The 23498-nt window shown below is 58.8% G+C and carries 19 protein-coding genes, 2 tRNA genes and 1 other RNA gene; 10 read left to right on the top strand and 12 right to left on the bottom strand.

From position 1 onward, the window contains the following. Positions 1-2 precede the first annotated feature (2 nt). The 7 genes from ffs to U0L91_RS11680 form a co-directional block, all read right to left on the bottom strand. Positions 3-101, bottom strand: an RNA gene (gene ffs, locus U0L91_RS11710) — signal recognition particle sRNA small type. A 78-nt stretch (positions 102-179) separates the two neighbouring features. Beyond that, complete coding sequence (locus tag U0L91_RS11705) at positions 180-2579, bottom strand: homocysteine S-methyltransferase family protein (protein ID WP_330047167.1); 2400 nt, start codon at positions 2577-2579, stop codon at positions 180-182. Then, positions 2569-3228, bottom strand: coding sequence for a methionine synthase (locus U0L91_RS11700; RefSeq protein WP_330047165.1), 660 nt, complete (start codon positions 3226-3228; stop codon positions 2569-2571). The genes U0L91_RS11705 and U0L91_RS11700 overlap by 11 nt, the downstream gene beginning before the upstream one ends. A 16-nt stretch (positions 3229-3244) precedes the next feature. Then, on the bottom strand, positions 3245-4108 hold the full coding sequence (locus tag U0L91_RS11695) for a methylenetetrahydrofolate reductase (protein WP_330047163.1): 864 nt from the start codon (positions 4106-4108) through the stop codon (positions 3245-3247). A gap of 20 nt (positions 4109-4128) precedes the next feature. Next, on the bottom strand, positions 4129-5124 hold the full coding sequence (locus tag U0L91_RS11690; protein WP_330047161.1) for a ComEC/Rec2 family competence protein: 996 nt from the start codon (positions 5122-5124) through the stop codon (positions 4129-4131). Then, on the bottom strand, positions 5117-8128 hold the full coding sequence (locus tag U0L91_RS11685; protein WP_330047159.1) for an FtsK/SpoIIIE family DNA translocase: 3012 nt from the start codon (positions 8126-8128) through the stop codon (positions 5117-5119). The genes U0L91_RS11690 and U0L91_RS11685 overlap by 8 nt, the downstream gene beginning before the upstream one ends. Positions 8129-8384: 256 nt before the next feature. Next, positions 8385-9101: a ClpP family protease gene (locus U0L91_RS11680; protein ID WP_330047157.1), complete on the bottom strand. Its 717-nt coding sequence runs from the start codon at positions 9099-9101 to the stop codon at positions 8385-8387. A gap of 220 nt (positions 9102-9321) precedes the next feature. Between U0L91_RS11680 and U0L91_RS11675 the strand changes: the two genes are divergently transcribed. The 5 genes from U0L91_RS11675 to U0L91_RS11655 all read left to right on the top strand — a co-directional run bounded on the left by U0L91_RS11675 (position 9322) and on the right by U0L91_RS11655 (position 14455). Further along, the gene (locus tag U0L91_RS11675; RefSeq protein WP_330047155.1) at positions 9322-9963 is read left to right on the top strand and encodes a redox-sensing transcriptional repressor Rex; all 642 of its coding nucleotides are present in this window, start codon (positions 9322-9324) and stop codon (positions 9961-9963) included. Between the two features lie 78 nt (positions 9964-10041). Continuing rightward, positions 10042-10659 carry a thymidine kinase gene (locus U0L91_RS11670; RefSeq protein WP_330047153.1) on the top strand — a complete coding sequence of 206 codons (618 nt, stop codon included), beginning with the start codon at positions 10042-10044 and terminating at the stop codon, positions 10657-10659. Between the two features lie 492 nt (positions 10660-11151). Beyond that, positions 11152-12537, top strand: coding sequence for an ABC transporter substrate-binding protein (locus tag U0L91_RS11665; RefSeq protein ID WP_330047151.1), 1386 nt, complete (start codon positions 11152-11154; stop codon positions 12535-12537). A gap of 127 nt (positions 12538-12664) precedes the next feature. Further along, positions 12665-13579, top strand: a complete 915-nt coding sequence (locus tag U0L91_RS11660; protein WP_330047149.1) for a carbohydrate ABC transporter permease — start codon at positions 12665-12667, stop codon at positions 13577-13579. 15 nt (positions 13580-13594) lie between these two features. Next, a complete protein-coding gene (locus U0L91_RS11655; RefSeq protein ID WP_330047148.1) occupies positions 13595-14455 on the top strand; it encodes a carbohydrate ABC transporter permease in 861 nt (286 codons plus the stop codon). A gap of 203 nt (positions 14456-14658) precedes the next feature. Here the strand turns inward: U0L91_RS11655 and U0L91_RS11650 are convergent, their stop codons facing one another. After that, complete coding sequence (locus tag U0L91_RS11650; RefSeq protein ID WP_330047146.1) at positions 14659-15531, bottom strand: AraC family transcriptional regulator; 873 nt, start codon at positions 15529-15531, stop codon at positions 14659-14661. 131 nt (positions 15532-15662) lie between these two features. On the opposite strand from U0L91_RS11650, the gene U0L91_RS11645 reads away from it, so the two are divergent. From U0L91_RS11645 to U0L91_RS11625, 5 genes are all read left to right on the top strand, one after another. Further along, entirely contained in the window at positions 15663-17219 is a 1557-nt protein-coding gene (locus U0L91_RS11645; protein ID WP_330047144.1) for a glycoside hydrolase family 28 protein, read from the top strand. Between the two features lie 3 nt (positions 17220-17222). Beyond that, positions 17223-18368, top strand: coding sequence for a glycoside hydrolase family 88/105 protein (locus U0L91_RS11640; protein WP_330047142.1), 1146 nt, complete (start codon positions 17223-17225; stop codon positions 18366-18368). A 21-nt stretch (positions 18369-18389) separates the two neighbouring features. Next, positions 18390-20210 (top strand): pectinesterase family protein, encoded by a 1821-nt coding sequence (locus U0L91_RS11635; protein WP_330047140.1) that lies wholly within the window; start codon positions 18390-18392, stop codon positions 20208-20210. A gap of 79 nt (positions 20211-20289) precedes the next feature. Then, positions 20290-20874, top strand: a complete 585-nt coding sequence (locus U0L91_RS11630) for a sugar O-acetyltransferase (protein WP_330047138.1) — start codon at positions 20290-20292, stop codon at positions 20872-20874. A gap of 110 nt (positions 20875-20984) precedes the next feature. Next, a tRNA-Leu gene (locus U0L91_RS11625) sits at positions 20985-21071 on the top strand. Positions 21072-21136: 65 nt separating this feature from the next. Here the strand turns inward: U0L91_RS11625 and U0L91_RS11620 are convergent. The 4 genes from U0L91_RS11620 to U0L91_RS11605 all read right to left on the bottom strand — a co-directional run bounded on the left by U0L91_RS11620 (position 21137) and on the right by U0L91_RS11605 (position 23487). Next, positions 21137-21748 carry a hypothetical protein gene (locus U0L91_RS11620; protein ID WP_330047136.1) on the bottom strand — a complete coding sequence of 204 codons (612 nt, stop codon included), beginning with the start codon at positions 21746-21748 and terminating at the stop codon, positions 21137-21139. Then, positions 21733-22248 (bottom strand): flavodoxin family protein, encoded by a 516-nt coding sequence (locus tag U0L91_RS11615; RefSeq protein WP_330047134.1) that lies wholly within the window; start codon positions 22246-22248, stop codon positions 21733-21735. Before U0L91_RS11615 ends, U0L91_RS11620 begins: the two co-directional genes overlap by 16 nt. 143 nt (positions 22249-22391) lie before the next feature. Continuing rightward, a complete protein-coding gene (locus U0L91_RS11610) occupies positions 22392-23165 on the bottom strand; it encodes a hypothetical protein (RefSeq protein ID WP_330047132.1) in 774 nt (257 codons plus the stop codon). A 235-nt stretch (positions 23166-23400) separates the two neighbouring features. After that, positions 23401-23487, bottom strand: a tRNA-Leu gene (locus U0L91_RS11605). Positions 23488-23498 lie beyond the last annotated feature (11 nt).

Below are 23498 nucleotides of genomic sequence, written 5' to 3'. Positions count from 1 at the left end.
TACGGATGCAGGCTTGCCGCAGCACCAGGAGACCACCGCTTAATGCTGCTCGGTTCCCCGCCTGACATGGTTCACAGGGCTCCTGCGCACGGGGCCCACATCCGTATGCAAAACAGCGCAATACAGCCCTGTCCGCTTTTCATATTATACTATACGTCCGAACAAAATGCAAGTGGGTGTCACACAGCCGCAAAGACCTGTTTGGCATAGTCGGCACTGGCTTTGGCATCCTTGGCATAGAAATCCGCGCCGATCTGCCGGGCATAGGACTCGGTCAGCACGGCACCGCCCACCATGACCTTGCAGGGCAGCTTTGCGGCGTGCAGTGCCTCAATGGTGGCCTGCATATTGGGAACCGTCGTGGTCATCAGCGCCGAAAGCCCCACCAGCGCCGCACCGGTCTGGCGCACAGCCTCGACGATCCGCTCCGGCGGGACATCCCGTCCCAGGTCGAGCACCTCATAGCCATAGTTTTCGAGGATGACCCGCACAATATTCTTGCCGATATCGTGCACATCCCCCTTGACGGTGGCAATCACGATCCGACCGCGGTTTTCCCCTTTGCGGCCCTGGCGGTTCACGGCGTCTTTGATGACTTCAAAGGCTGCCTGTGCCGCCGTGGCAGACTGCAGCAGCTGGGGCAGGAACAGCGTTCCCTTTTCAAACGCATCTCCGACGGCATCCAGCGCGGGAATCAGCGTACCGTTGACGATCTCCATCGGGTCCTGCCGGGCCACGGCCTGTTCTGCGGCAGCTTTGGCTTCCTTTTTCAGGCCGCGGCGGACCGCCTCCGTCAGGGCATCGGCGCCGCCGGTTTCGATGCCGTCGGTCCGGGCCGTGCCGACCTGCCGCGTTTCGAGCTGCACGTTGGCATAGGCTGCAACGTACGCATTGCATTTTTCATCCCGTCCCGACAAAACCCGGAAAGCGCGCACAGCCGCCATCATTTCCGGCGTGTTGGGGTTCATGATGGCGAGGTCCAGTCCCGCCTGCATGGCAAGCGTTAAGAAGGTTGTGTTGATATATCCGCGGCAGGGCAGTCCGAAACTGATGTTGGAAACCCCCAGCACCGTTCTGACGCCGAGTTCCTGCTTGCAGCGGCGCAGCGCCTCCAGTGTCTGCGCGGCGCCGTCCTGCTCGGCCGAGACGGTCAGTGTCAGGCAGTCGATATAGACATCTTCCCGCGGGATTCCGGCCGCATCGGTCGCCTCGACAATCCTGCGGGCAATCTCCACGCGGCCCTCCGCCGTTTTGGGGATACCCTGTTCATCCAGGGTCAGACCCACAACGGCGGCGCCGTATTTTTTGCACAGCGGCAGGATGGTCTGCAGCACCTTGCGTTCCCCGTTCACCGAGTTGACGACAGGTTTGCCGTTATAGATCCGCAGGGCGCGGGCCAGCGCTTCGGGGTTGGAAGAATCCAGCTGAAGCGGCAGGTCGGTCACTGCCTGCAGTTCACGGGTCAACATTTCCAGCACGGCCGGTTCGTCAATATCCGGCAGACCCGCATTGACATCCAGTACCTGGGCACCGGCTTCCGCCTGGGCCACGGCCTGCCCGCAGGCGTAGGCGCTGTCCCCTTCCCGCAATGCCTGCTGCAGGCGCTTTTTGCCAGTCGGATTGATTCGCTCACCCACCACGGTGATGCCGTCCACCTCCACGCAGCGCACCGGCGTGCACAGCCGGCTGCGTCGTACCGGGACCTTGGCGGCAGGCTGCCGGCCCTTGACCAGAGCCGACAGTTCCCGGATGGTCTCAGGTTCGGTTCCGCAGCATCCGCCCATCATCGAGACCCCGGAAGGCAGGTATTCCGCCATCTGCCGGGCAAACTCCGCCGGCGCAATGTTGTAGCTGCCGTCGGGGTTGGGCAGTCCTGCATTGGGTTTGGCGAACACCGGCGTACCGGCCGGCACCACGCGGGCAAGACGTCTGGCAAAGGGAAGAATCTCGAGCGGTCCGAGCGAGCAGTTGATGCCCACCGCATCCGCGCCCAGACCGGAGGCCGTGACGCCGAAACTCTCGACGGTACAGCCGGTAAAGGTCCGTCCGTTGGCTTCAAAGCTCATCGAGACAAACACCGGCAGACGGCAGTTTTCCTTGGCGGCCAGGATCGCGGCTTTGAGCTCATACAGATCGGTCATGGTCTCGAAAAAGACAAGATCCACCCCCGCCGCCGTTCCCGCACGGACCACCTCGGCAAACTGGTCATAGGCCTGTTCAAAAGAGAGTGTTCCGGTCGGAGCCAGCAGTTCTCCCAACGGCCCCACATCCAGCGCCACCAACGCGCCGGTTTCGGCAGCTGCGGCGCGGGCACAGCGCACCGACGCCGCGACGACCTGCCCGACGGAATAACCGCTGCCCGCCAGTTTGCGGGCATTGGCGCCGAACGTATTGGCAAAGAGGATATCTGCCCCGGCGCGGGCATAGTCGGCATGGATAGCCGTCAGCGTTTCAGGCATCGTAAACGCCGCCAGCTCCGGTTTCTGTCCCGGCTGCAGACCCCTGGCCTGCAGCTGTGTACCCATGGCACCGTCCAGCAGAATGAACCGCTGACGGTCAAACACTTCCTCAATTTTCACAGGTCGTTCCCCTCTTTCTGTACGCGCACTTTTCCCGCAGCAGGCAATGCCCGCATCCAGCGCGTGTTCCGGTGACGGGATGCTGCGCCACGCCCAGAACGGCGGTCACGCTCTTGCGCGGCGTCAGCAGATGTTCCGGTGTGACCGCCAGGCCCAGTCCCCGCACGGTATCCAGCGCCAGGCAGAGCGGGTCCTGCAAGGACAGCGGGCAATCCCCGTATCCCGGGGAATACCGGCCCGTCAGATACCGCCCCTCTGCGCTGACCGAACGGCGGATTTCCGTTTCTGCCGCGTCACATACTTCTTCCATCACCGCCGAGGCGGCCGCATCCACCGCAGCCGCCAGGGCAATATCAGTGAGTTCCAGCCGTCGGATCAGCATATCGGTACGGCTGCCCAGCGTGACTGCCAGCAGCACCATCTCGTCACAGCCGCGCAGATGCCACGCCAGATCGCTGCCGGCTTCCTCGAGCGGCAGGACGGAGAAGGGCAGCCGTTTCCAGACGGCCCGCGGCACCGCCGCCTCGCGCAGCATGGTCTGTGCGCTCTCCAGCAGGGCCGCCGTGGCATCATCGGGCTGCCAGCCCGCCGCGCCGAGGTAGCGAAGAATCTCGGCATTGAGATTTTTTTCGGGATAGGCAAGCGTCAAGGTCGGTCACATCCCCTCACAGCAGGTCGCTGATTCCCTCATAGACGGCTTTTGCAACCGCCGCATCGTTCATCGCATACAGATGGACGCCGTCCGCACCGCCTTCGATCAGGTCCCGCAGCTGCTGCACGGCGTAGTCGATGCCGGCGGCATAGAGACTCTGCGGGTCATCCTGATACCGGGAGATCATCCGGGTGAACTCGCTGGGCAGACTGGCGCTGGACAGCGCCACGGTCCGCTCAATCTGGCTGCGCTTGACGATGGGCATGACGCCTGCCGAAACCGGCAGCGTGATGCCCTCGCGGCGGGCCAGGTTCAGGAAGCGGTAGAAATGACCATTGTCAAAAAAGAGCTGGGTCAGCAGATGGGAGGCTCCCGCCTCCTGCTTGAAGCGCAGATTAGCCACGTCCTCCCGCAGGTTCGCGGCCTCAGGATGGCCTTCGGGATAGCAGGCAGCGTGAATGTCAAATTCCGGCTGCGTCTTCCAGACAAACGCAGCCAGGTCGCTGGCATGGGCGAAATCCGGGCTTTCCGGCCGGGAGGGCGTACGGTCACCGCGCAGCGTGAGGACATTGCGCACCCCCGCTGCCTCCAGCTGGCGGAGAAGCTCTGCCGCCTTACTGCGGTCCGAGCCCATGCAGATCATGTGCGCCAGCGGTTCAATGCCGATGTCCTGCTTGAGGTACTGCGCGACCTCCACCGTGGAAACGCCGCCGGCAGATCCGCCGGCACCATAGGTCACACTGATGAAATCGGGATGCAGCTCGCTCATTGTGCGGAGCGTCTGCTTCATCTTCTCAAAGTTGGCCGTCTGTTTGGGCGGGAAACATTCAATCGAAAAGACACAGGGTTTGCGCTTGAACATCTGAGAGATCAGCATACGATGTTGTTCCTCCGTGATTATGCCGCCGGGTCCAGCGCTTCGGTCTGTTCCCGGGTGGTTTGGACCGTCAGTCCTTCTTCTCCGGCCGTGACGGTGACGGCGCCGTCGAGGTCTGTGCGGTAAAACGCAATGCCGAGGGCTTCCATCCGGTCAATCACCGCCTGATGCGGATGCCCGTAGGAGTTGTTCAGTCCGCAGCTTGCCACCACAATCTGAGGGCACACGGTCCGCAGCAGGGTTTCGCCGTTGGATGTCTGGGAGCCATGGTGGCCGGCTTTCATCAGGTCGGCCCGCAGTTCACTGCCAAGACGCGCCGTCACGGCGGCTTCGGCTTCCTGTTCGGCATCACCGGTATCTAGGAAGGTAAAGTTCCCTGCTTCAAAGAGGAGCCAGAGTGACAGATCGTTGACATCGTCATCTTCCCCGCCCTCCGGTGTATATCCGTCGCAGAGAACCGTCAGCGTTCCCGATCCGATCGGGAAGGACATTCCCTCTTCCGCTTCCTTGAGTTCGGTTCCCTGTTCCCGCGCCAGTTCCAGCGTTTTGCCAAGGTTCCCGGACTGTGTATCGGACTGGGAAAGATCCGGCAGAAGCAGCGTCTGTACCGGAATCTCTTCGAGAACGCCCGGCATGCCGCCGTAGTGGTCGGAATGAGGATGAGTCATGACCATCAGTTCCAGTTCGGTCACCCCGAGGCTTCTGAGGTCATCGGCGATGGTATCCTGCACATCCGGCGTACCGGCATCCAGCAGGCAGAACACGCCGTTCTGCTGGACCAGGACGGCATCGCCCTGTCCCACGTCCAGAAACGTAACGGCAGTCTCCCCCTGTGCCGGCAGAGCGGGGCGCTCCTCCAGACCTCCGGATTCGTACAGATCCCGCCAGGTGGGGATCACACCCTGACCGCCGAACAGTTCCACCGCATAGGGCACAACCGCAGCCACCAGGGCTGCCAGTACGGTCAGGATCAGGCGCCAGGGACGGCGCCGGGCTGTTCGGCGTCGTTTACGCATCGGCGCCACCATTGAGCTTGCGTTCCTGCCACTGGGACTGGGTGATCAGCACCGCGCGGGGCTTGGCGCCTTCGTAGGGTCCGATGATCTTTTCCTGTTCCATCTGGTCCATGATCCGGGCGGCACGCGCATACCCCAGCTTGCAGCGGCGCTGCAGCAGGCTTGTCGAAGCCTGTCCGGCCTCGATGACGCACTCCACCGCCTGCTCGAACATGGGATCGTGGCTGCCGGCCTCGTCGCCGTCGTCTCCGGACTCGCCTTTGCGGCTGCCCTTTTCGGCCACTGCGCGGCGTTCCATCTCAGCGATCATATCCTCGTCATACTGGGCGCTCGAAGTGGATTTGATGAAGTTCAGCACGGCGCTGATCTCCTCATCGGTCACGAAGGTGCCCTGCACACGGACCGGCTTGGAGGCACCCACCGGCAGGAACAGCATATCGCCGTTGCCCAGCAGTTTTTCGGCGCCGCCGCCGTCCAGGATGGTGCGGGAATCGATCTGACTCGAAACCGCAAAGGCAATCCGGCTGGGGATGTTGGCCTTGATCAGACCGGTGATGACATCCACGCTGGGACGCTGGGTTGCCACAATCAGGTGAATGCCCGCTGCACGGGCTTTCTGGGCAATGCGGCAGATATAATCTTCCACTTCCTTGCCCGCCACCATCATCAGGTCAGCGAGCTCGTCAATGATGATGGCAATATACGGCAGATGTTCCAGCACCGGGTTCTGCTTGGCCAGTTTGTTGTAGCTCTTGATGTCGCGGACATTGTTTTCGGCGAACAGCTTGTAACGGCGCTCCATCTCGGCAACGCTGGCGCCCAGTGCACCGGCCGCCTTGCGCGGTTCGGTCACGACGGGCATCAGCAGATGCGGGATGCCGTTGTATTCGGCCAGCTCGACCACCTTGGGGTCAATGAGGATCAGCTTGACATCCTCGGGACCGGAGCGGAACAGGAAGCTGATGATGATGGAGTTCACACACACCGATTTACCGCTGCCGGTGGAGCCTGCGATCAGCAGATGGGGCATCTTGCACAGGTCCGCCACCTGGGCCGTACCGGCAATATCCTTGCCGAGAGCCATCGTCAGCGGGCTGCGCATATTGATATAGTTCTGGGACTCAAAGACGCTGCGGATGCTGACGGTGGTGCGGATGCGGTTGGGCACCTCGATGCCGACAGCGGGCTTGCCCGGAATCGGTGCCTCAATACGCACCCCGGCCGTCGCGAGGTTCAGTGCGATATCATCGGCAAGGCTGGTGATGCGGCTGACCTTGATGCCCGCCTGGGGCTGCAGCTCGTACCGGGTAACGGACGGGCCGCGGCAGATGTCCAGGATATGGGTCTTGACACCGAAGCTGTCCAGCGTATTGACGAGGATATCGGCATTCTTCTTCATTTCCCGCACAGCGCCGCTCTCATCCTCCGGCGCCGAGGCGTTGAAGAGATTCAGCGAGGGATAGCAGTACGGCCGCGGTTCCTCCTTGGCCTCCAGGGCCGCTGCCTGGGCTTCCGCACTGGCTTTGGCGGCATTGGGCGGGCTGGAGATCGGCGCGGAAGCTGAGTTGCCCTGCTGCTCCGAGACAGTCAGCCGGGCGGAATTCTGTGTCGTTCCGGCGGCCGGGCGGGCAGAAAGGTCCACATGGCCGGCCAGCAGCTCGGAGACCGGAACACCGGCATTCCAGGCTGCCTTGGCGGGGTCGTAGCGGTCCTCATCATCGAAGCTGCCGCCCAGGGTGGGGATCACATCCATCGTGGGCCGCGAGGCAGGCTGCGGTGCTGCGGGCGCCGGCGACTCTTCCACGGGGGTCAGCGGCGTCTCAAAGCTTTCGGCCTGCTGGGGAGCGGCATAATCCGGCTCCATGACCAGCGGCGTCTCAAATTCTTCGGGCTCGGGCTGGCGTACACCGGCGCTGCGGCGGCCGTCGGCGGCACGGCGGATCAGGTCATCCAGATCGCCGTCCTCCTCCGGTTGGGTTTCCGGCTCCGGTTCCAGATGCAGCTCAAAGCTGGGTTCCGGTTCGGGCTGGGGCTGCGGTTTGGGGGCCGGGGCCGGTTTCTTTTTATGGTTGAGCTGTTCCAGCGGGTCCAGACCGAACGTGCCGCCGGGACCGATCTCAATTTTCTGCAGCGGGTCATGCTGCACCGCATTTTCCAACGCACGCTGGGAGGCATCCGGCCCCAGATCCACATCGAAATCCGGGCGGACAGCCGGAATCGGCTGTGTCGGGGCAGCCGCCTGGGCTGTCTGTGCCGCCGGACGGGCTGTTTCGGGCTGGGTACGGCCGCGGCGGGCCGCTTCCTCCTGTTCCAGATAAGGCGCCACATCAAATGCGCGGTGCTGGACCGCAGGCCGCGGCGTGGGATCGGGCAGTGTCCCGGTCAGGTTTTCGAGGGGTTCCTCCTCCGCCTCGGTACCGAACAGCTGGGTGTCGTAGGCGGTATCCTCCGCGGCGCGGGCAGCCTGCTTTTCCCGGAACTGCTGTATATAATAGGAAACAAACTGAACCACATCCACCGGTGTGACGGCAAAGAAGACCATCAGTCCGACGGCAAGGACAATCAGCATCAGAATATTGGCGCCGGGACGTCCGCACACGGCCAGCAAAGTGGCGCCGATGGGCAGGCCCAGCACGCCGCCGGTCCAGAATTTGCGCTGGCCCCAGGCAAACAGAATCTTGACGGTCTGCCAGACGGTATCACCGACCTTGAAGGAGGAGAAGATGACCGGCAGGCTCGCCAGAAGAATGGCCATCAGCACCACCTTGCCCACAAAGCGCCCTACCCGATACCCGGAAGCCAGCAGATAGGCCAGGTACAGCAGGAACGGTCCCACCAGATAGGTGATGATGCCGAAACTGCCGAACAGCCAGCTGCGCATGGTGTGCCAGAAACTCTGGCCCGGTACGATCACGAGGGCCACCACCAGGATTCCCAGACCGGCCAGCACCGCACTGCGGGTCAGGTTCTGACGCTGGGCGCGGCGGCGTTCCCGGTTGGACATCTTCTTGTGCGACGACGCGGAACTGCTTTTCTTTTTTGCTGAAGAGGCACTTCTTCCCTTGGATGACGAAGTGCGGTATGTAGATTTCCCGGATTTTCCGGAACGTGACTGTGCCATGTCTTTCCGACCTCTCTGTCTTTTCCCTCTGTGGGGTTCACGAATCCCGAATCGAACAATCTCTATGTAACAGAGGCAAACTGCCCCTTATAGCATAATTTAGTATTGTACCATGAAAAGCCCGTCTTGTAAAACCTTTTTACGAAAAATCCGTCTTTCCTTCGATCTCCCGGTACAGATACCGCAGTGCGTCCTTGAGGTTTCCGAGCGAGTCGATGAGTCCTTCCTGCACGGCCTGTTCGCCGTTGAGCACCGTTCCCATATCCATGACCAGCTCCCCGGTATTGTGCATCAGCTCTGTAAAGCGTTCCGCCTTGATCGCGGAGTGTCCCGCCACAAAGCGCACAATCCGCTCCTGCATCTGTTCAAAGTACCGCATCGTCTGCGGGACGCCGAGAACCATGCCGGAGTGCCGGACAGGATGCACGGTCATCGTCGCCGTGGGCACAATGAAGCTGTGACGCGCCGCCACCGCCAGCGGAATGCCGATGGAATGTCCGCCGCCCAGGACCAGCGTGGCGCTGGGCTTGCTGATCCCGGCAATCAGCTCCGCCAGCGCCAGTCCGGCCTCCACATCGCCGCCCACCGTATTGAGGATCACCAGCAGTCCCTCAATCTCGGGGTCCTCCTCAATATCCACGAGCTGCGGGATAACATGCTCATATTTTGTTGTTTTTTGATTGTCCGGCGCCAGCGAGTGCCCCTCAATCGTACCGATTACTGTCATACAATGGATCGCATGACGCCCTTTGGTGGCCGTCAGCATCCCGTTTTCGGTGATCAGTTCCTGCTGCAGACGCAGTTCTTCGGGGTCATGTCCCGGCGTTTCACTCTTTTTGGCATTGGATTTGCTCATGGTAGGCCCTCCCCTGTTTTGTTTTAGTCATTATGTCCAAAGAAAGCCGATTCTATTTTGGCAATATGACATGTAGCAAAAAATGTACCGAAATACTTAGACAAAAAATTGACAATCATGGTGAAATTGATTATACTAATAGCATAAAAATCACAAGGGGCGCGACGGATCGGAAGCGCGCCGGAGACTTACGGATTTATGAAGAATGGGAGTGCATGCGATGTCATCTGTACAGAGTAAGGCTTCCCTGCCGGTGATCAAACGGCTGCCGAAATACTATCGGTACTTATCCAGCCTTCAGGCAGACGGCAGAGAAAAAATTTCTTCCAGCGAACTTGCGCGTATGATGGGCACAACGGCCAGCCAGGTGCGTCAGGATTTCAACTGTTTCGGCGGTTTCGGCCAGCAGGGCATCGGCTACAAGGTGGATGTGCTGATGGCGGAGATCGGCAAGCTGCTGTTCGGCAACGGAGAACTTCTTCCCACGGTCCTGATCGGTGCCGGCCGGCTGGGCACTGCCGTTTCCAGCTTTATCAGCCGCGATACCAACGGCTACCGTCTGATCGGCGCCTTTGATATCAACCCCGATCTGGTCGGCAAGGAGATGGCCGGTGTCGTGATCCGTCCGCTGAGCGAACTGGAAGATTTCTGTGCCAAGAACAAACCGGTGGTGGCGGTTCTGTGTGTGCCGCGGCAGAGCGCCATGGATCTTTCGGATGAGCTGGTGCGGCTGGGCATCCAGGGATTCTGGAATTTCAGCCATTACGATATGTCGGTGGAGTATCCCCAGGTGACTGTGGAGAATGTCCATCTCGGCGACAGTCTGATGAGTCTGGGCTATCGTCTGCGCAATCAGGAATAAACCGGGCAGAGTTGCAGCTGCCCAATCCATGCGGGTGCCTTCTTCGCTCCCGCAATTTTTATGCAGGAGGGTCTTTCCATGGCCAAATTGTATTTTCGCTACGGCGCGATGAACAGCGGCAAAACCACCGCCCTGATCCAGGTTGCCTTCAACTACAAGGAACGGGGGATGCGGGTGCTGATTCTCAAGCCCAGCATCGACACCAAAGGCAAGGATTGCATCGTTTCCCGGCTCGGCGTTGAGTGTAAAGTGGATCAGCTTGTCACCCCGGAAATGAACATTCTGGACATCGTCCGGGCGGATTGCGACGCCCACGGGGCCCCGGCCTGCGTTCTGTGCGACGAGAGCCAGTTCCTGACGCCGGCCCAGGCGGAGCAGCTGTTTCTTGTGACGGTGGACTGGAACATTCCGGTCATCTGCTACGGATTGCGCGCCGATTTCATGCTGCGCGGTTTTCCCGGTTCGACCCGGCTTCTGGAACTTGCCCACACCATCGAGGAGATGAAGACCATTTGTGCCTGCGGACGCAAGGCCACCTGCAACGGCCGGAAAATCAACGGCAAGTTTGTTTTTGAAGGGGATCAGGTCGCGATTGACATGGTCGGCAATGTGGAATACCAGAGTCTGTGCCCGCAATGCTGGTATCGAGAATACCGTGCGTTTTTGAAGGAGCGCCGTCAGGGCTCAGACAAATAATGCACGGTTATGGTCAAGATTCGTTCTCTTTTTCGCACATATTTTGAGGGAGCGTGCCTATTTCGCTCATTTTTCGGAGCGGGATAGGCAATTTTTGTTTGTTTCCGCAAGAGATACGCGTTCCGCGCATATTTTGCAGATTTTCTCAATCTTTGCGCTTTTGTCTGTGTTTTGTATGGTTTTGTTACAAAATATTGAAAAAAAGAAGCCACTTTCCACAAAACATGAAACAAAAACGTTCTGTAACCCTTTTGTAGTCCTTTTTTCGTTTTCCAGCTTTTGTTAATTTGCACAACTTTTGTCCCGTTGATTCAGCATATTTGACGGTCTTGTTCATTTTTGTTTTGCAATCACGGCAAAAATTGTTCGTTTTTTGAAACGTCGAACAGTTTCGGGTATTTTTTTGAACGCATGGATTTGTTATCATAATCATGTCGAATGCGACGTGTGAATGCAGCGTCGCATACACCAAAATATAGGAGGACACAAACAATGAAAAAGGCAATTGCTCTTGCACTCGCCGGCGCGATGAGCGTTGGCCTGCTGGCAGGCTGCGGCGGCGCCGGTTCCAGCTCGACCGCCTCTTCTGCTGCGTCTGGTGAATCCAGCTCCACTGCGGAAGCCACCACCGAATCCGCCAATGCTACGGTGAACACCACCGATCCCATCACCCTGACGATGAGCTGGTGGGGCGGCGACTCCCGTCACGAAGCATATCAGGAAGCCGTTGCGGCGTTCAGCCAGAAGTTCCCCAACATCACCGTTGAGACTTCCTACGGCGCCTGGTCCGGCTGGGAAGACAAGAAGAGTGCTCAGCTGTACTCCAACAGCGCTGAGGACGTCATGCAGGTCAACTGGAACTGGCTGAGCCAGTACAGCCCCGACGGCAGCAAGTTCGTCGACCTGAACCAGTACAGCAACATCATCGACCTAACCCAGTTCAGCGATTCCTCTCTGGAAGCCTGCACCGTCGCCGGTGAGCTCCAGGCCATCCCCGTTTCGATGACCGGCCGTATCTTCTACTGGAACACCAAGACCTTCGAGGCCGCCGGCATCGAGTATCCCAAGACGCTCGACGAGCTGCTGGCCGCCGGCAAGACCTTCCAGGAGAAGCTGGGCGATGATTACTATCCCCTGGCCCTGGGCGAGTACGACCGCATGATTCTGATGGTCTACTACCTCGAGAGTGTTTACGGCAAGCCGTGGGTTGAGAACAACGAGCTGCAGTACACCGCCGAAGAAGTGACCGCTGGTCTGGACTTCATCGAGACGCTGGAAGAGAACCACGTCATCCCCACCATCCCGCAGATGAACGGCAAGGGCATCGACGCCAACAACTCCATCGATAAGAGCCAGGTCTGGATCGACGGCATCTACGCCGGCATCTTCGAGTGGGATTCTTCCGCCAGCAAGTACCGCAGCGCTCTGGCCGACAACTCCGGTTTCGTCGTCGGTGACGAGATCAAGTTCGGCGACAAGGCCAACGGCGGTTTCTCCAAGGTTTCCATGGGTCTGGCCATCACCGAGACCTGCCAGCATCCCGCCGAGGCTGCTGCCCTCATCAACTTCCTGCTGAATGAGGACGCCGGCGCCACCATCATGGGCTCCGAGTGCGGCATCCCGAACTCCGCTTCCGGCCTGGCTGCTGCCGAGGCTTCCGGCAAGGTCGATGAGCTCGTCAATGAGGCCAACTCCAAGGTCCTGGCGTTCGTTGACTTCCAGCTCGATCCCACCTTCGAGAGCACCGATCTGAAGGCCAACCCGGGCGGCACCTACGCGGATGTGTTCGGCGGCCTGAGCTACGATGAGTACGGCTCCACTGCCGAGGCTGCTGAAGATCTGGTCGCCGGTGTTCAGGATGCACTGGCTTCCAACTGATCCCATCCTCTTTGATTAACTGAACGATCAACAGCCGACCCCTCCTCCGACTGCGCGGGGGTCGGCTGTTCTTCTTGGGAATGCACAATTCAAAAAATACTGCCAATTCGTTAAGGAGGTTTCCCGGATGAGTGCTGCAACCGCAACCAAAACTTCGGGCCGCACCCCTTTCAAAAAGTGGTGTGACGAAAATACCGGCCTGTTTTTCCTGATTCCCTGGATTGCCGGCTTTTTGATCTTCAAGGTGTATCCGTTCGCAAGCTCCCTGTTCTACAGCTTCACGGATATGAACTTCTTTAAGGGAATCCATGAATATGGTATCATGAACTATGTGGAGATCTTCACCGACAAGGCTACCACCACGTCGCTGCTGATCACCTTCAAGTACGCGTTCATCACCGTTCCGCTCAAACTGGTCTTTGCTCTGTTCATCGCCTACATCCTGAACTTCAAGATCAAGTTCGTGAACCTGTTCCGTACGATCTACTACATTCCCTCCATCCTGGGCGGTTCTGTGGCCATCGCCGTTCTGTGGCGTGCCCTGTTCCGTGATGACGGCGTCATCAACATCGTGCTGAGCTTCATCGGCGTTCAGGGTCCCTCCTGGCTGTCCGACCGCACCTGGGCGCTGTTCATCATCTGCCTGCTCCGTGTGTGGCAGTTCGGTTCCGCCATGGTGCTGTTCCTGGCCGCTCTGAAGGGCGTTTCGGTGGATCTGTACGAAGCCGCTACCATTGACGGCGCTTCCAAGACCCGTCAGTTCTTCTCCATCACCGTTCCGATGATCACTCCCGTTATCTTCTACAACCTGGTTACCCAGATTGCCCAGGCATTCCAGGAATTCAACGGACCTTACATCATCACGGGCGGCGGTCCCCGTAACTCCACGACGCTGGTCTCTCTGCTGGTTTACAACTACGCCTTCAAGAGCAACGAAATGGGTATGGCCTGTGCCCTGGCCTGGGTCATGTTCGTGATTGTCTGTGTCCTGACGATCATCGCGTTTGCCAGCCAGAAGCACTGGGTCTACTACGCCGACTAAGGAGGAATCGAACTTATGAAACTTGAAACTCGTCATAAAATTGCGCGGTTCTTCCAGTATCTGATCCTGATCGTTGTCGGCTTCATCATGATCTATCCCCTGCTGTGGATGATCGGCGCCACCTTCAAGAGCAACGCCGAGATCTTCTCCGGCATCGGCTTCATCCCCAAGAACCCCACGCTGGAAGGCTACAAGCTGGCTGTCACCCAGGACTACGGCGGTGACATCAACATCTGGCGCTCCATGCTCAACACCTACAGCTATGTCCTGCCCAAGGTCGTCTTCACGGTGATCTCTTCGGTCATTGCCGCTTACGGTTTCAGCCGCTTCAAGTTCAAGGGCCGTGACATCCTGTTCAGCATCATGATCTCCACGCTGTTCCTGCCGCAGGTCGTTCTGAACGTTCCCCAGTACCTGATGTACAACACCTTCGGCTGGATCGACAGCCATTGGTATCTGCCTCTGTGGGTGCCTTCCCTGTTCGCCACCGAAACCTACTTCGTGTATCAGCTCGTGCAGTTCATGCGCAGCATCCCCCACGACCTGGACGAGGCGGCCGCTATCGACGGCTGCGGCCCGGTCAAGACGCTGTACAAGATCATCTGCCCCATGCTGAGCCCCTCTCTGGTCGCCTGTGCTCTGTTCCAGTTCATGTGGAGCTGCAACGACTTTATGGGTCCCCTGCTTTACGTTTCTACCCCGAGCAAATACCCCATGTCCATCTTCGTCAAGCTGTCCATGGACGCGGACAACGGCTTCAGCTGGAACCGTATTCTGGCTCTGTCCCTGATTTCCATCATCCCGCAGCTGATTGTCTTCTTCTGCGCACAGGATGCCTTCATTGACGGCATTGCCGCCGGCAGTGTGAAGGGCTGATTTTCGCAAGCGCCTGGCACTTGCAGCGCAGCCCCAAGCGTTCCAAGCTGCCCCGTACCTGTTTGGGGTGCGGGGCAGCTTTTGTTTTGAAAATGATTCTTCCCGGTTCTCCCCTCCCGGGATCATCGGGAAGCTTGCCATAAACGCCTTTTCGGGCATCAAAAAAAGGCGGACGCCGTTCGCGTCCGCCCCCGTATCGGGAATCATTTTTCGGGCTTGTTGACCCGCTTGAAGTACTGCCGGTACTGCTGCGGAGAAAGCCCCGTCGCATCCTTGAAGACGCGGCGGAAATGCGCACTGGTCATGAATCCGGTCTTTTCCGCCACCGTCGAGATGCTGTCATTGGTTTTCTCGATCAGGTTCTGGGCCGCCTTGATCCGCACACCGTTGATGTACTCGATCAGGCTCAGGTTGATGGTCTTCTTGAACAGCCGGCTCAGATAGTACGGGCTGATATAAAACTGACTGGCAATCCCCGTCAGGGTCAGCTTCTCGGCATAATGCTCCGCGATGTAGCCCTGGATCTGCCCCACAATCCGGTTGGTGACCCGGCCGTTGTCGCCGCCCAGTTCATGCTGGGTCTCGCACATCTTTTTCAGCTGCAGCAGCAGCGTTGCCAGCGTCATCTTCTTGATGGCCTGACCTTCCGCAGAATCATCTTCCTGTGCCTGGATCAGTTGTTGTAAAATAGAGTAGATATAGTTCTGCTGCTTGACCGTGATGTTGCTCAGCAGATGGTTGTTCTCATCGCTCAGAAAGCTGAAGAAATCCAGGCCCGGGAAGGCCTCGCTGATCTCGCGCAGGTATTCCACGCTGAAATTGCAGACAATCCGGCTGGAGGGACCATCCCCTACCGATCCGGTTTTGTGGATCTGGTTTTCACCGATCAGCACCACACTGCCTGCATTGACAATGTAGGCGGAATCCTCGATGAAATAGCGGCGGGTGCCCTCCACCTCGTAGTAGATTTCATACTTGTGATGGGTGTGGAAGCTGGACATATCGTAGCCGGATTCCCGGTCGATCATGTCGATATAAAAATCCACGTGGGGGGAATAGGTATAATCCTTTACCATGATTTCAACCTCCCTTCCGCCGGCCCGGAAGGCAGCCCAACGGAAACTATATTGTCGTTGCCATTATATTAGCACATTTTTTGCTTAAGTTCAAAACTTTTTCAATATTTTTCAAACGGAGGTTTAACACTATGCAGCTTTCGCTTGTTCGTGCGACAACACGCAGTGCCTGCTTTGAGCTCGACAGCAATACCTGTTATCTTTCCCCTGCCCGGTATGAGGTGTTCCTGGACGGTAAGAGCGCAATTCAGGAGGGAAAAACCAACGTATTTTCGCTGTTCAGCCTGGAACCCGCACATCGCTACCATCTGGAAGTGGTGGCCGGGGACGACCACGGTGTGCTGGATTTCGAGACCGAAACCGAGAGCTACTTTGTGGACGCATCCCGCTACGGTCTCGCGGGTGACGGCGTGACGGACAACACCCCCTTTCTGCAGGCGGCGCTGGCCACCTGCCCGCCGGGCGGAACCGTCTATGTTCCGGCCGGTACTTACCGCACGCAGAGTCTGTTTCTGCGCAGTGACACCACGCTCTACCTCGAAAAGGGATGTACGCTGCTCGGCGGAACGGACCGCCGTTCCTACCCGATCCTGCCGGGTGTTCTGCCCTGCGCCGACGAGGAGCATGAAGCCTACCTCGGCAGCTGGGAGGGCAACCCGCTGGACTGCTTTGCCGGTCTGATCAACGTGATTCATGCGCGGAATGTGACGATCACCGGCGAAGGCTGCATCAACGCCAACGCCGACCAGGGCGACTGGTACCAGACCCCCAAGGTACGCCGCATTGCCTGGCGTCCCCGACTGTTCTTTACCAGCAACGCCGAGAACGTGACGCTGCACGGCCTGGAAGTCTGCAATTCCTATTCCTGGACGATTCATCCCACCTATTCCCGGGACGTCAATATCCTGCAGCTGCACATTCACAACCATGCCGATACCCCGAACACCGACGGCATTGATCCCGAGAGCTGCTGCAATGTCAACATCATCGGCGACTATGTCCATGTCGGTGATGACTGCATCGCGCTGAAATCCGGCAAGCTCTTCCTCGGCACCGTCATGCACACCCCCTGTGAGAACGTCATCATCCGCAACTGCTGCCTGAGCCGCGGACACGGCGGTCTGGTCATCGGCAGCGAGATGAGCGGCGGCGTCAAAAACGTGACGGTCACGCAGTGTCTGATGGACCACACCGACCGCGGCCTGCGTGTCAAGACGCGGCGCGGACGCGGCAAGAATGCCGTGATTGACGGGCTGGTGTTCCGCAATGTCGAGATGCGCCATGTGCTGACGCCGTTCGTCATCAATATGTTCTATTTCTGCGACCCGGACGGCAAGAGCGACTATGTACAGAGCCACGATCCCCTGCCGCTCGACGATGCCACCCCGCGTCTGGGCAGCCTGACGATGGAGAACATCACCGCCACCGATGCCGAGTATGCGGGATGCTGGTTCAGCGGTCTGCCCGAGCAGCCCATTGACAAGGTCGTGATGGATCACGTCCGGATTCACTTTGCCCCCAAGGCCCGCAGCGGCCAGGCCGCCATGATGTGCGGCGCCGATGCGGTATCCAAGCTTGCGATCCATGCGGAGAATGTGCGGCAGATCTGCCTGCATCATGTCCGGATCGAGGGCTATCAGGGAGAACGTCTGCAGTTTACCAACGTACAATCGTTTGAGGAGGATTGACCCATGACGCACGAGGAAATCTTGAAGACGCTGAGCGACTATGTGGACTATCTGATTGCGGGAAGCACGGCGGAAGCCCCGCTGTGGAACATCGAAAAGGTCCGCAGCGGCAAGCCGAACAAATGGAACTACATTGACGGGTGCATGATCACCGCCTGTCTGAGCCTGTTCAAGACCACCGGCAACAAAAAGTTTCTGGCGTTCTCCCGCCAGTTCATGGACTACTTTGTCAAGGACGGTGGCATCATTGACACCTATGATCCGATGGAACACAACCTGGACAACATCAACCAGGGCAAGAATCTGTTCACGCTGTACGATCTGACCGGCGAGCGCCGCTACCGGGACGCAATCGACACGATCCGCAGCCAGCTGGACACCCAGCCGCGCACCAAGGAAGGCAACTTCTGGCACAAGGAAATCTATCCCTGGCAGGTCTGGCTGGACGGCACCTACATGGCGCAGCCCTTCTATATGGAGTACGAGACCCGCTACAACAAGATGATGGGATGCCAGGACAGCTATCAGCAGTTCATGAATATCCGCAAGCATATGCGCGACGCCGACACCGGTCTGTACTACCACGGCTATGACGAGAGCCGCCAGATGTACTGGGCCGACCCCGCCACCGGCTGCAGCGCCAACTTCTGGCTGCGCGCGATGGGCTGGTTCCTGGTGGCCATGGTGGACGTTCTGGAGCGGATGGATGAACAGATGTACTATGAATACCGCGCCATCATGTCGATGCTGCAGGATGCCGTCAAGTCGATGATCCAGTTCCAGGACGAGGAGACCGGCATGTTCTGGCAGGTCATTGACAAGGCCGGTGTGCCGGGTAACTATCTGGAAACCTCCGGCACCGCGCTGTTTGCCTATGCCGTGCTCAAAGCTGTGCGGCTGGGCTACCTGCCCAAGCGGTATGCCGCCTACGGCGAGAAAGCCTTCTACGGCACCTGCGACCGCTATCTGGGCGTGAGCGCAGACGGAAAACTGCAGCTGTCCGGCATCTGTCTGGTGGCCGGTCTGGGCGGTCCCCAGCACCGTGACGGAAGTCTGGCCTATTATTTCAGTGAGCCCGTGGTGGAGAACGATGCCAAGGGAGTCGGTCCCCTGCTCCTCGCCTACACCGAGATCATTGCCCGGAAATAACCGGCTGCGGAGGGAAACGGAATGGCTACATTCAAAATCGGTGCCAGAGCGCACGATTACGGAAAAGGCACGGTGGACGAGCTGTTCGGCCGGATTTCTGCCGACGGGTTTTCCTGCGTGCAGCTGGCCTACAAGAAGTGTGTGTCCGGTGTGAAGTTCTATGCGGATGTGACGCCCGATCTGGTCCGGGAAACCCGGGAAGCCGGAGCGCGGCACAGCATCAGCGTTGCCGTGCTCGGGACGTATGTGGAGCTTGCCATCGACGATGGGGCCCAGCGCAGCGCCAACACGGCGGACTTCATCAGTCAGCTGTCGGTCTGCAAGGCACTGGGCGCCGGATGCATCGGAACCGAAACGACCAGCATGGCCAAGCAGCCCGCCGGAACTTCCCGGGAACGCGCCCAGTATCTGCTTTGCAAAAGTCTGGAACGCATCCTGCCCGAAGCCGAACAGCTGGGGGTTATGGTGGCGGTTGAGCCTGTCACCTATCACAGCATGAATTCGGTACAGGCCACCCGGCGGATTCTGGATACCATGCAGAGTCCTGCCCTGGGCGTGATTCTTGACATGAGCAATCTGATCTGTGCCGACAATGTCAACTGTCAGGAGCCGGTCTGGCAGGCCGCCGGCGAGCTGCTGGGCGACAGGATTCTGGCTGTCCACTTCAAGGGACAGGCGTTCCGGGAGGATGGCAGCCTCTACTCCACCTCCCTGGAGGAATCCCGCACCGATTACGCCGGCGCCTTCCGGATGCTGCGCACGCTGCCGCAGGAGCTTCCGGTTCTCCGTGAGGAGGCCGTGCCCGCCCGCGCCGCGTCGGACATTGCTTTCATGCAGCGCTTTATCTTTCCCAAAAGGAGGAACCCCCTGATGTCTTCCCGCCATGTTGTTACCGTATCTTTGTCCGGGCCTGCGGACTTTCGCTCGCTGCAGGCCGCTGCCGATGCCCAGGACCCTTCGGTTCCCGTTACCTTCCGGCTGGGCCCCGGCATATACCATGAACGCCCCGTTCTTGAACTGGACGATTACTGCATCGTCGGTGCCGGACAGGGAAAGACCGTGATCTCCGCCGGTGTGGGGGCCCTGGACCCCTGGCCCGGCGAAGCCAAGACCGGCACGTTCCGCAGCCAGACCCTGTTTCTGGGCGGCCGGTGTGCCCGGCTGGAACATCTGACCGTCGAGAACACCGCCGGCGACGGCGCCAAAGCCGGGCAGGCACTCGCCGTCTATGCCGATGCCGCGCGCGTCTGCATGGTGGATGTGGAGCTGTGCGGCAATCAGGATACCCTGTTCACCGCTCCCCTGCCCCTCAAGGTCCGCGAACCGAACGGCTTCCGCGGCCCGCGTGAGAATGCACCGCGGCTGGATACCCGCCAGTATTACCGGGACTGCGTCATCCGCGGCAATATTGATTTTATCTTCGGCGGCGCAAACGCCGTGTTTGATCACTGCACCCTGGTGCCGCTGGCCCATGCATCGGGCGTCAGCTACATCACCGCCGCCAGCACACCGGAAGGCAAGCCGGGCTATCTGTTTGCCGACTGTACGGTGGAAGGCAACTGCCCCGCCGGCAGCGTGTATCTCGGACGCCCCTGGCGCGATCAGGCAAAGGTTTTCTGGCTGGACTGCCACCTGAGCGCGGAAATTTCTCCCGCAGGCTGGGACCCGTGGAGCGTTCCCGCGGATCACTTCACACCGGTTTTCGGAGAGTCCGGCTCCCAGGGCCCGGGAGTCCCGCATTCCGGCGCTCTGCGTGCGTTCGGCACGGTGAATGATCCTGCCCTGACCGACGAAATGCGTGCGATGCTGGCCGCTTTCCGCGCGGATTTTGCGGTGTGCTGAGCCGTCGCTCTCCGTTCACAGAACCGCCATCTTTGGATGGTATAATTTTAAAATTCATCTGCGGACAGGAGGCATTCCCATGACGGAACGTGAAAAGATGCTGGCCGGGGAACTGTATGACTGCAGCGACCCCGAACTGCTGGCCCGGTGGCACAAGGCCAAAGATCTGGTGCGGGACTATAACCGGCTGGACTCCGAACAGCTGGCCGAGAAGGATCGTCTGCTGACCGAACTTCTGGGCGGCCGCGGTAAAAATCTGTGGATCACCGCCCCCTTCTATGTCGATTACGGCAACAACATCTTTTTCGGCAACAACTGCGAAGTGAACATGAACTGCACCTTTCTGGATGACAACACCATCACCATTGGTGACAATGCACTGATCGCCCCGAATGTGCAGATCTACACGGCGTTTCATCCCACCAATGCCGCCGACCGCTTCGGAACACCAAAGGAGGACGGGTCCTTCATCTTCTGCAAAACCCAGACCGCACCGGTCACCATCGGCCGCAATGTCTGGATCGGCGGCGGCGCGGTGATTCTGCCGGGGGTCCGGATCGGGGATAATGTGGTCATCGGCGCGGGAAGCGTTGTGACCCACAATATTCCCGACAATTCCGTTGCCGTGGGCAATCCCTGCCGTGTCATCCGTCCGAATGTCTGATCGGCGTGCCGGAAAAAATCTGCTGTGTTTTTCCAAAAAAAGCTTGACATTTGCCTCACCGCTCTGTATAATAATATTCGTCGCCCGGAGAACGGAACGACAAGAAATATGCGGATGTGGCGGAACTGGCAGACGCGCTAGATTCAGGTTCTAGTTCCCTTAAAAGAGTGTGGGTTCAAATCCCTTCATCCGCACCAAAAACCGGATCTCTTCCAAACGGAAGAGATCCGGTTTTTCTTTTGTCTTAAATTCCTCGGACCGGTCATTGTCCGCCTTCGATCTGCATGGTCTCCATCTCAGCCCTGGTGATGCCATGTTTCATGCCGTAGTTTTTCCAGTATACCGTCGAGGCTCTGAGAAACAGCGGTTTGGAGAGCGGCATGGTCACCTGGAGTGAGACATCCTTCCCGGCGGCTATCGCCCTGGCCAGACGCCGGATGCCGGCGCGCACCAGAATCCGGAACGGCGTTCCGAGGATGGCCTCCCCGCTGCCGACCCGGAGCGTGGAGCCATAGGGAAACCCGGCGTGAAGACAGAACAGACGGACCATCCGGACGGCAATATCATTCTGTTCCGGCTCCAGAAAGCCGCAGTTGATGAGGACCGAGATCTTCGGCCGATGGCGCGGCGGCGCCTTTTCGAGCGATTTGAAGAAGTTCAGCAGCGTGACGGGGATGGCGTCGGCGTACAGCGGAAAGACCAGCAGAAGGTCCGATGCGTGCTCCATGGCCCGGGCCAGTTCCCCGTGGTTGGCGCGGTTTAGGCAGCGGTAGTCGGTGGGAATCGGGCAGACGGCGGAAAACATCTCCGCGTAGCGTCTGGAATTGGATTTCGGCGCCCGCGGGCTGGCATTGATGATCAGGACCTTTTCCATAGTTCTATCTCCTCGCGGACCGTATCGTGCAGTGCATCCTCGGTGGTGAACACCACACGATACCTTTCAAAATTCATGTTTCTGGCATTGCGGGCGATCAGCTGCCGGAATACAAGTTGCTCCTCCGGCAGCAAATCGCCGTAGCCGACGATTGTGGCCTGTTTGGATGCCACACGGCGCTGCAGATGGTGGGTCTCCCCGTGGAGCAGCCGGATAAACGCCTGCTGGATCGGGATGGCCCGCTCCAGCACGGTTTTCATCAGCGTGTCATAGCCGCCGTACCGGACCCGGCTGACATACATGACCCGGTCGCTTGCCGCGATGCGCGGATAGACCTTCACGGCATCGTCGCGGATCACACATCTGCCGGGGGTCCTGGTCCAGCACCCGTAGCAGCCGACGCAGTTCGCGATCTTCATCCGGGAAAGATCCATCCATTCGGTCTGGCTCGGGTCCAGTTCCGGCAGCTCCAGATGCCGGTCACTCAAAATCAGATTCATCCCTGTCTCCCTTTTCCTGTCGGAGTTTCAGGACTAGTATGCCTCCTTTTGTCCGGTTTTTGCAGCGGATTCAGGCAAAAGGCAAAGAAAAAGCCGGCCCGCAAACGCAGGTCGGCTGGCAATTCTTGCACCGGATTTCCGGATCAGGCGGCGCCGGAGGTCTTTTGTACCGGGGATTTTCTGTCGGGCTTGTCATCGGGACGGAGTTTGCGGCAGTACTGCGTACAGAGTTTATCGGTACATTCCGAGCACTGCAGCGCCGCATTGGAGTGATCCCAGAACCGTTCGGGATACATCATCACGCAGAGTTCCCAGACCAGCCAGGCCACCGCCGACAGAATCACCAATGAAGTGGCAAAGAATCCGCCCATGAAAATCAGCGGAGAGAACATCATCAGATGATCCCAGTTGAAGATACGGCAGGTGGTGCAGCAACGGTTCTTCATGATGAGCCGGAAAGGACACCAGATCAGAACACAGATCAGGTCGCATACATAAAACAGAACCGAGATCATGAAGAGCATGACCTTATCGATCAGGCCGGCGTAATAGACGGCACCGATCGCTGCAATCAGCACGCACCAGAGAAGGAACACCTTGTAGGCGGCCTTGGTAATGGCAACGATATAGTTTTTCAGTGCCTCGTAGTTGATTTTGTCACGGATAGGCTTGAAGCGATTGGCAAACAGCTTCTGGGACCCCAGCGGTACTTTGTTGCGGATGGGAATGATCTGAAGAACCATATCCACAACCCAGACGCCCCACAGCAGATGCAGCCAGGAGAATTTTTTGAAAAAGTTCAGCCCATTGAGCACCTGGAACGCTTCCCGATGGAAAACGCTCATGACGGCACAGAGGGCAAAAATCAGGCAGCGCCCCACGAGCCGGGCCACATAGATTTTTCTGGTTCTGGACATGGTTTCCTTCTTTCTTGGTAGCGGGAGTTCCGCGTGGAGTCTTCCCTGCGTATCTTCGGATCGGCTTTACGCTCTGGCCGACGCAGAAGTCTGCCATTTCCAATACGGCAGACAGCCCGCAGAAAAACGGGCCATCGTATTTCTTCCTTTTATAAGGGCACTGCACAGGTCCCGTGGGGATTCTTATGCAGGACGCGATAAAAGAAAAATCCCGAACACTCTCGTGCTCGGGATTTGGTGCGGATGAAGGGATTTGAACCCACACTCTTTTAAGGGAACTAGAACCTGAATCTAGCGCGTCTGCCAGTTCCGCCACATCCGCATATTTCTTGT

Origin of the sequence: Gemmiger sp. (assembly GCF_036306485.1) — a bacterium.
GTDB lineage: Bacteria > Bacillota > Clostridia > Oscillospirales > Ruminococcaceae > Gemmiger.
The sequence above is the reverse complement of the archived record's forward strand: the minus strand, read 5'-3'. Positions and strand labels throughout refer to the sequence as shown.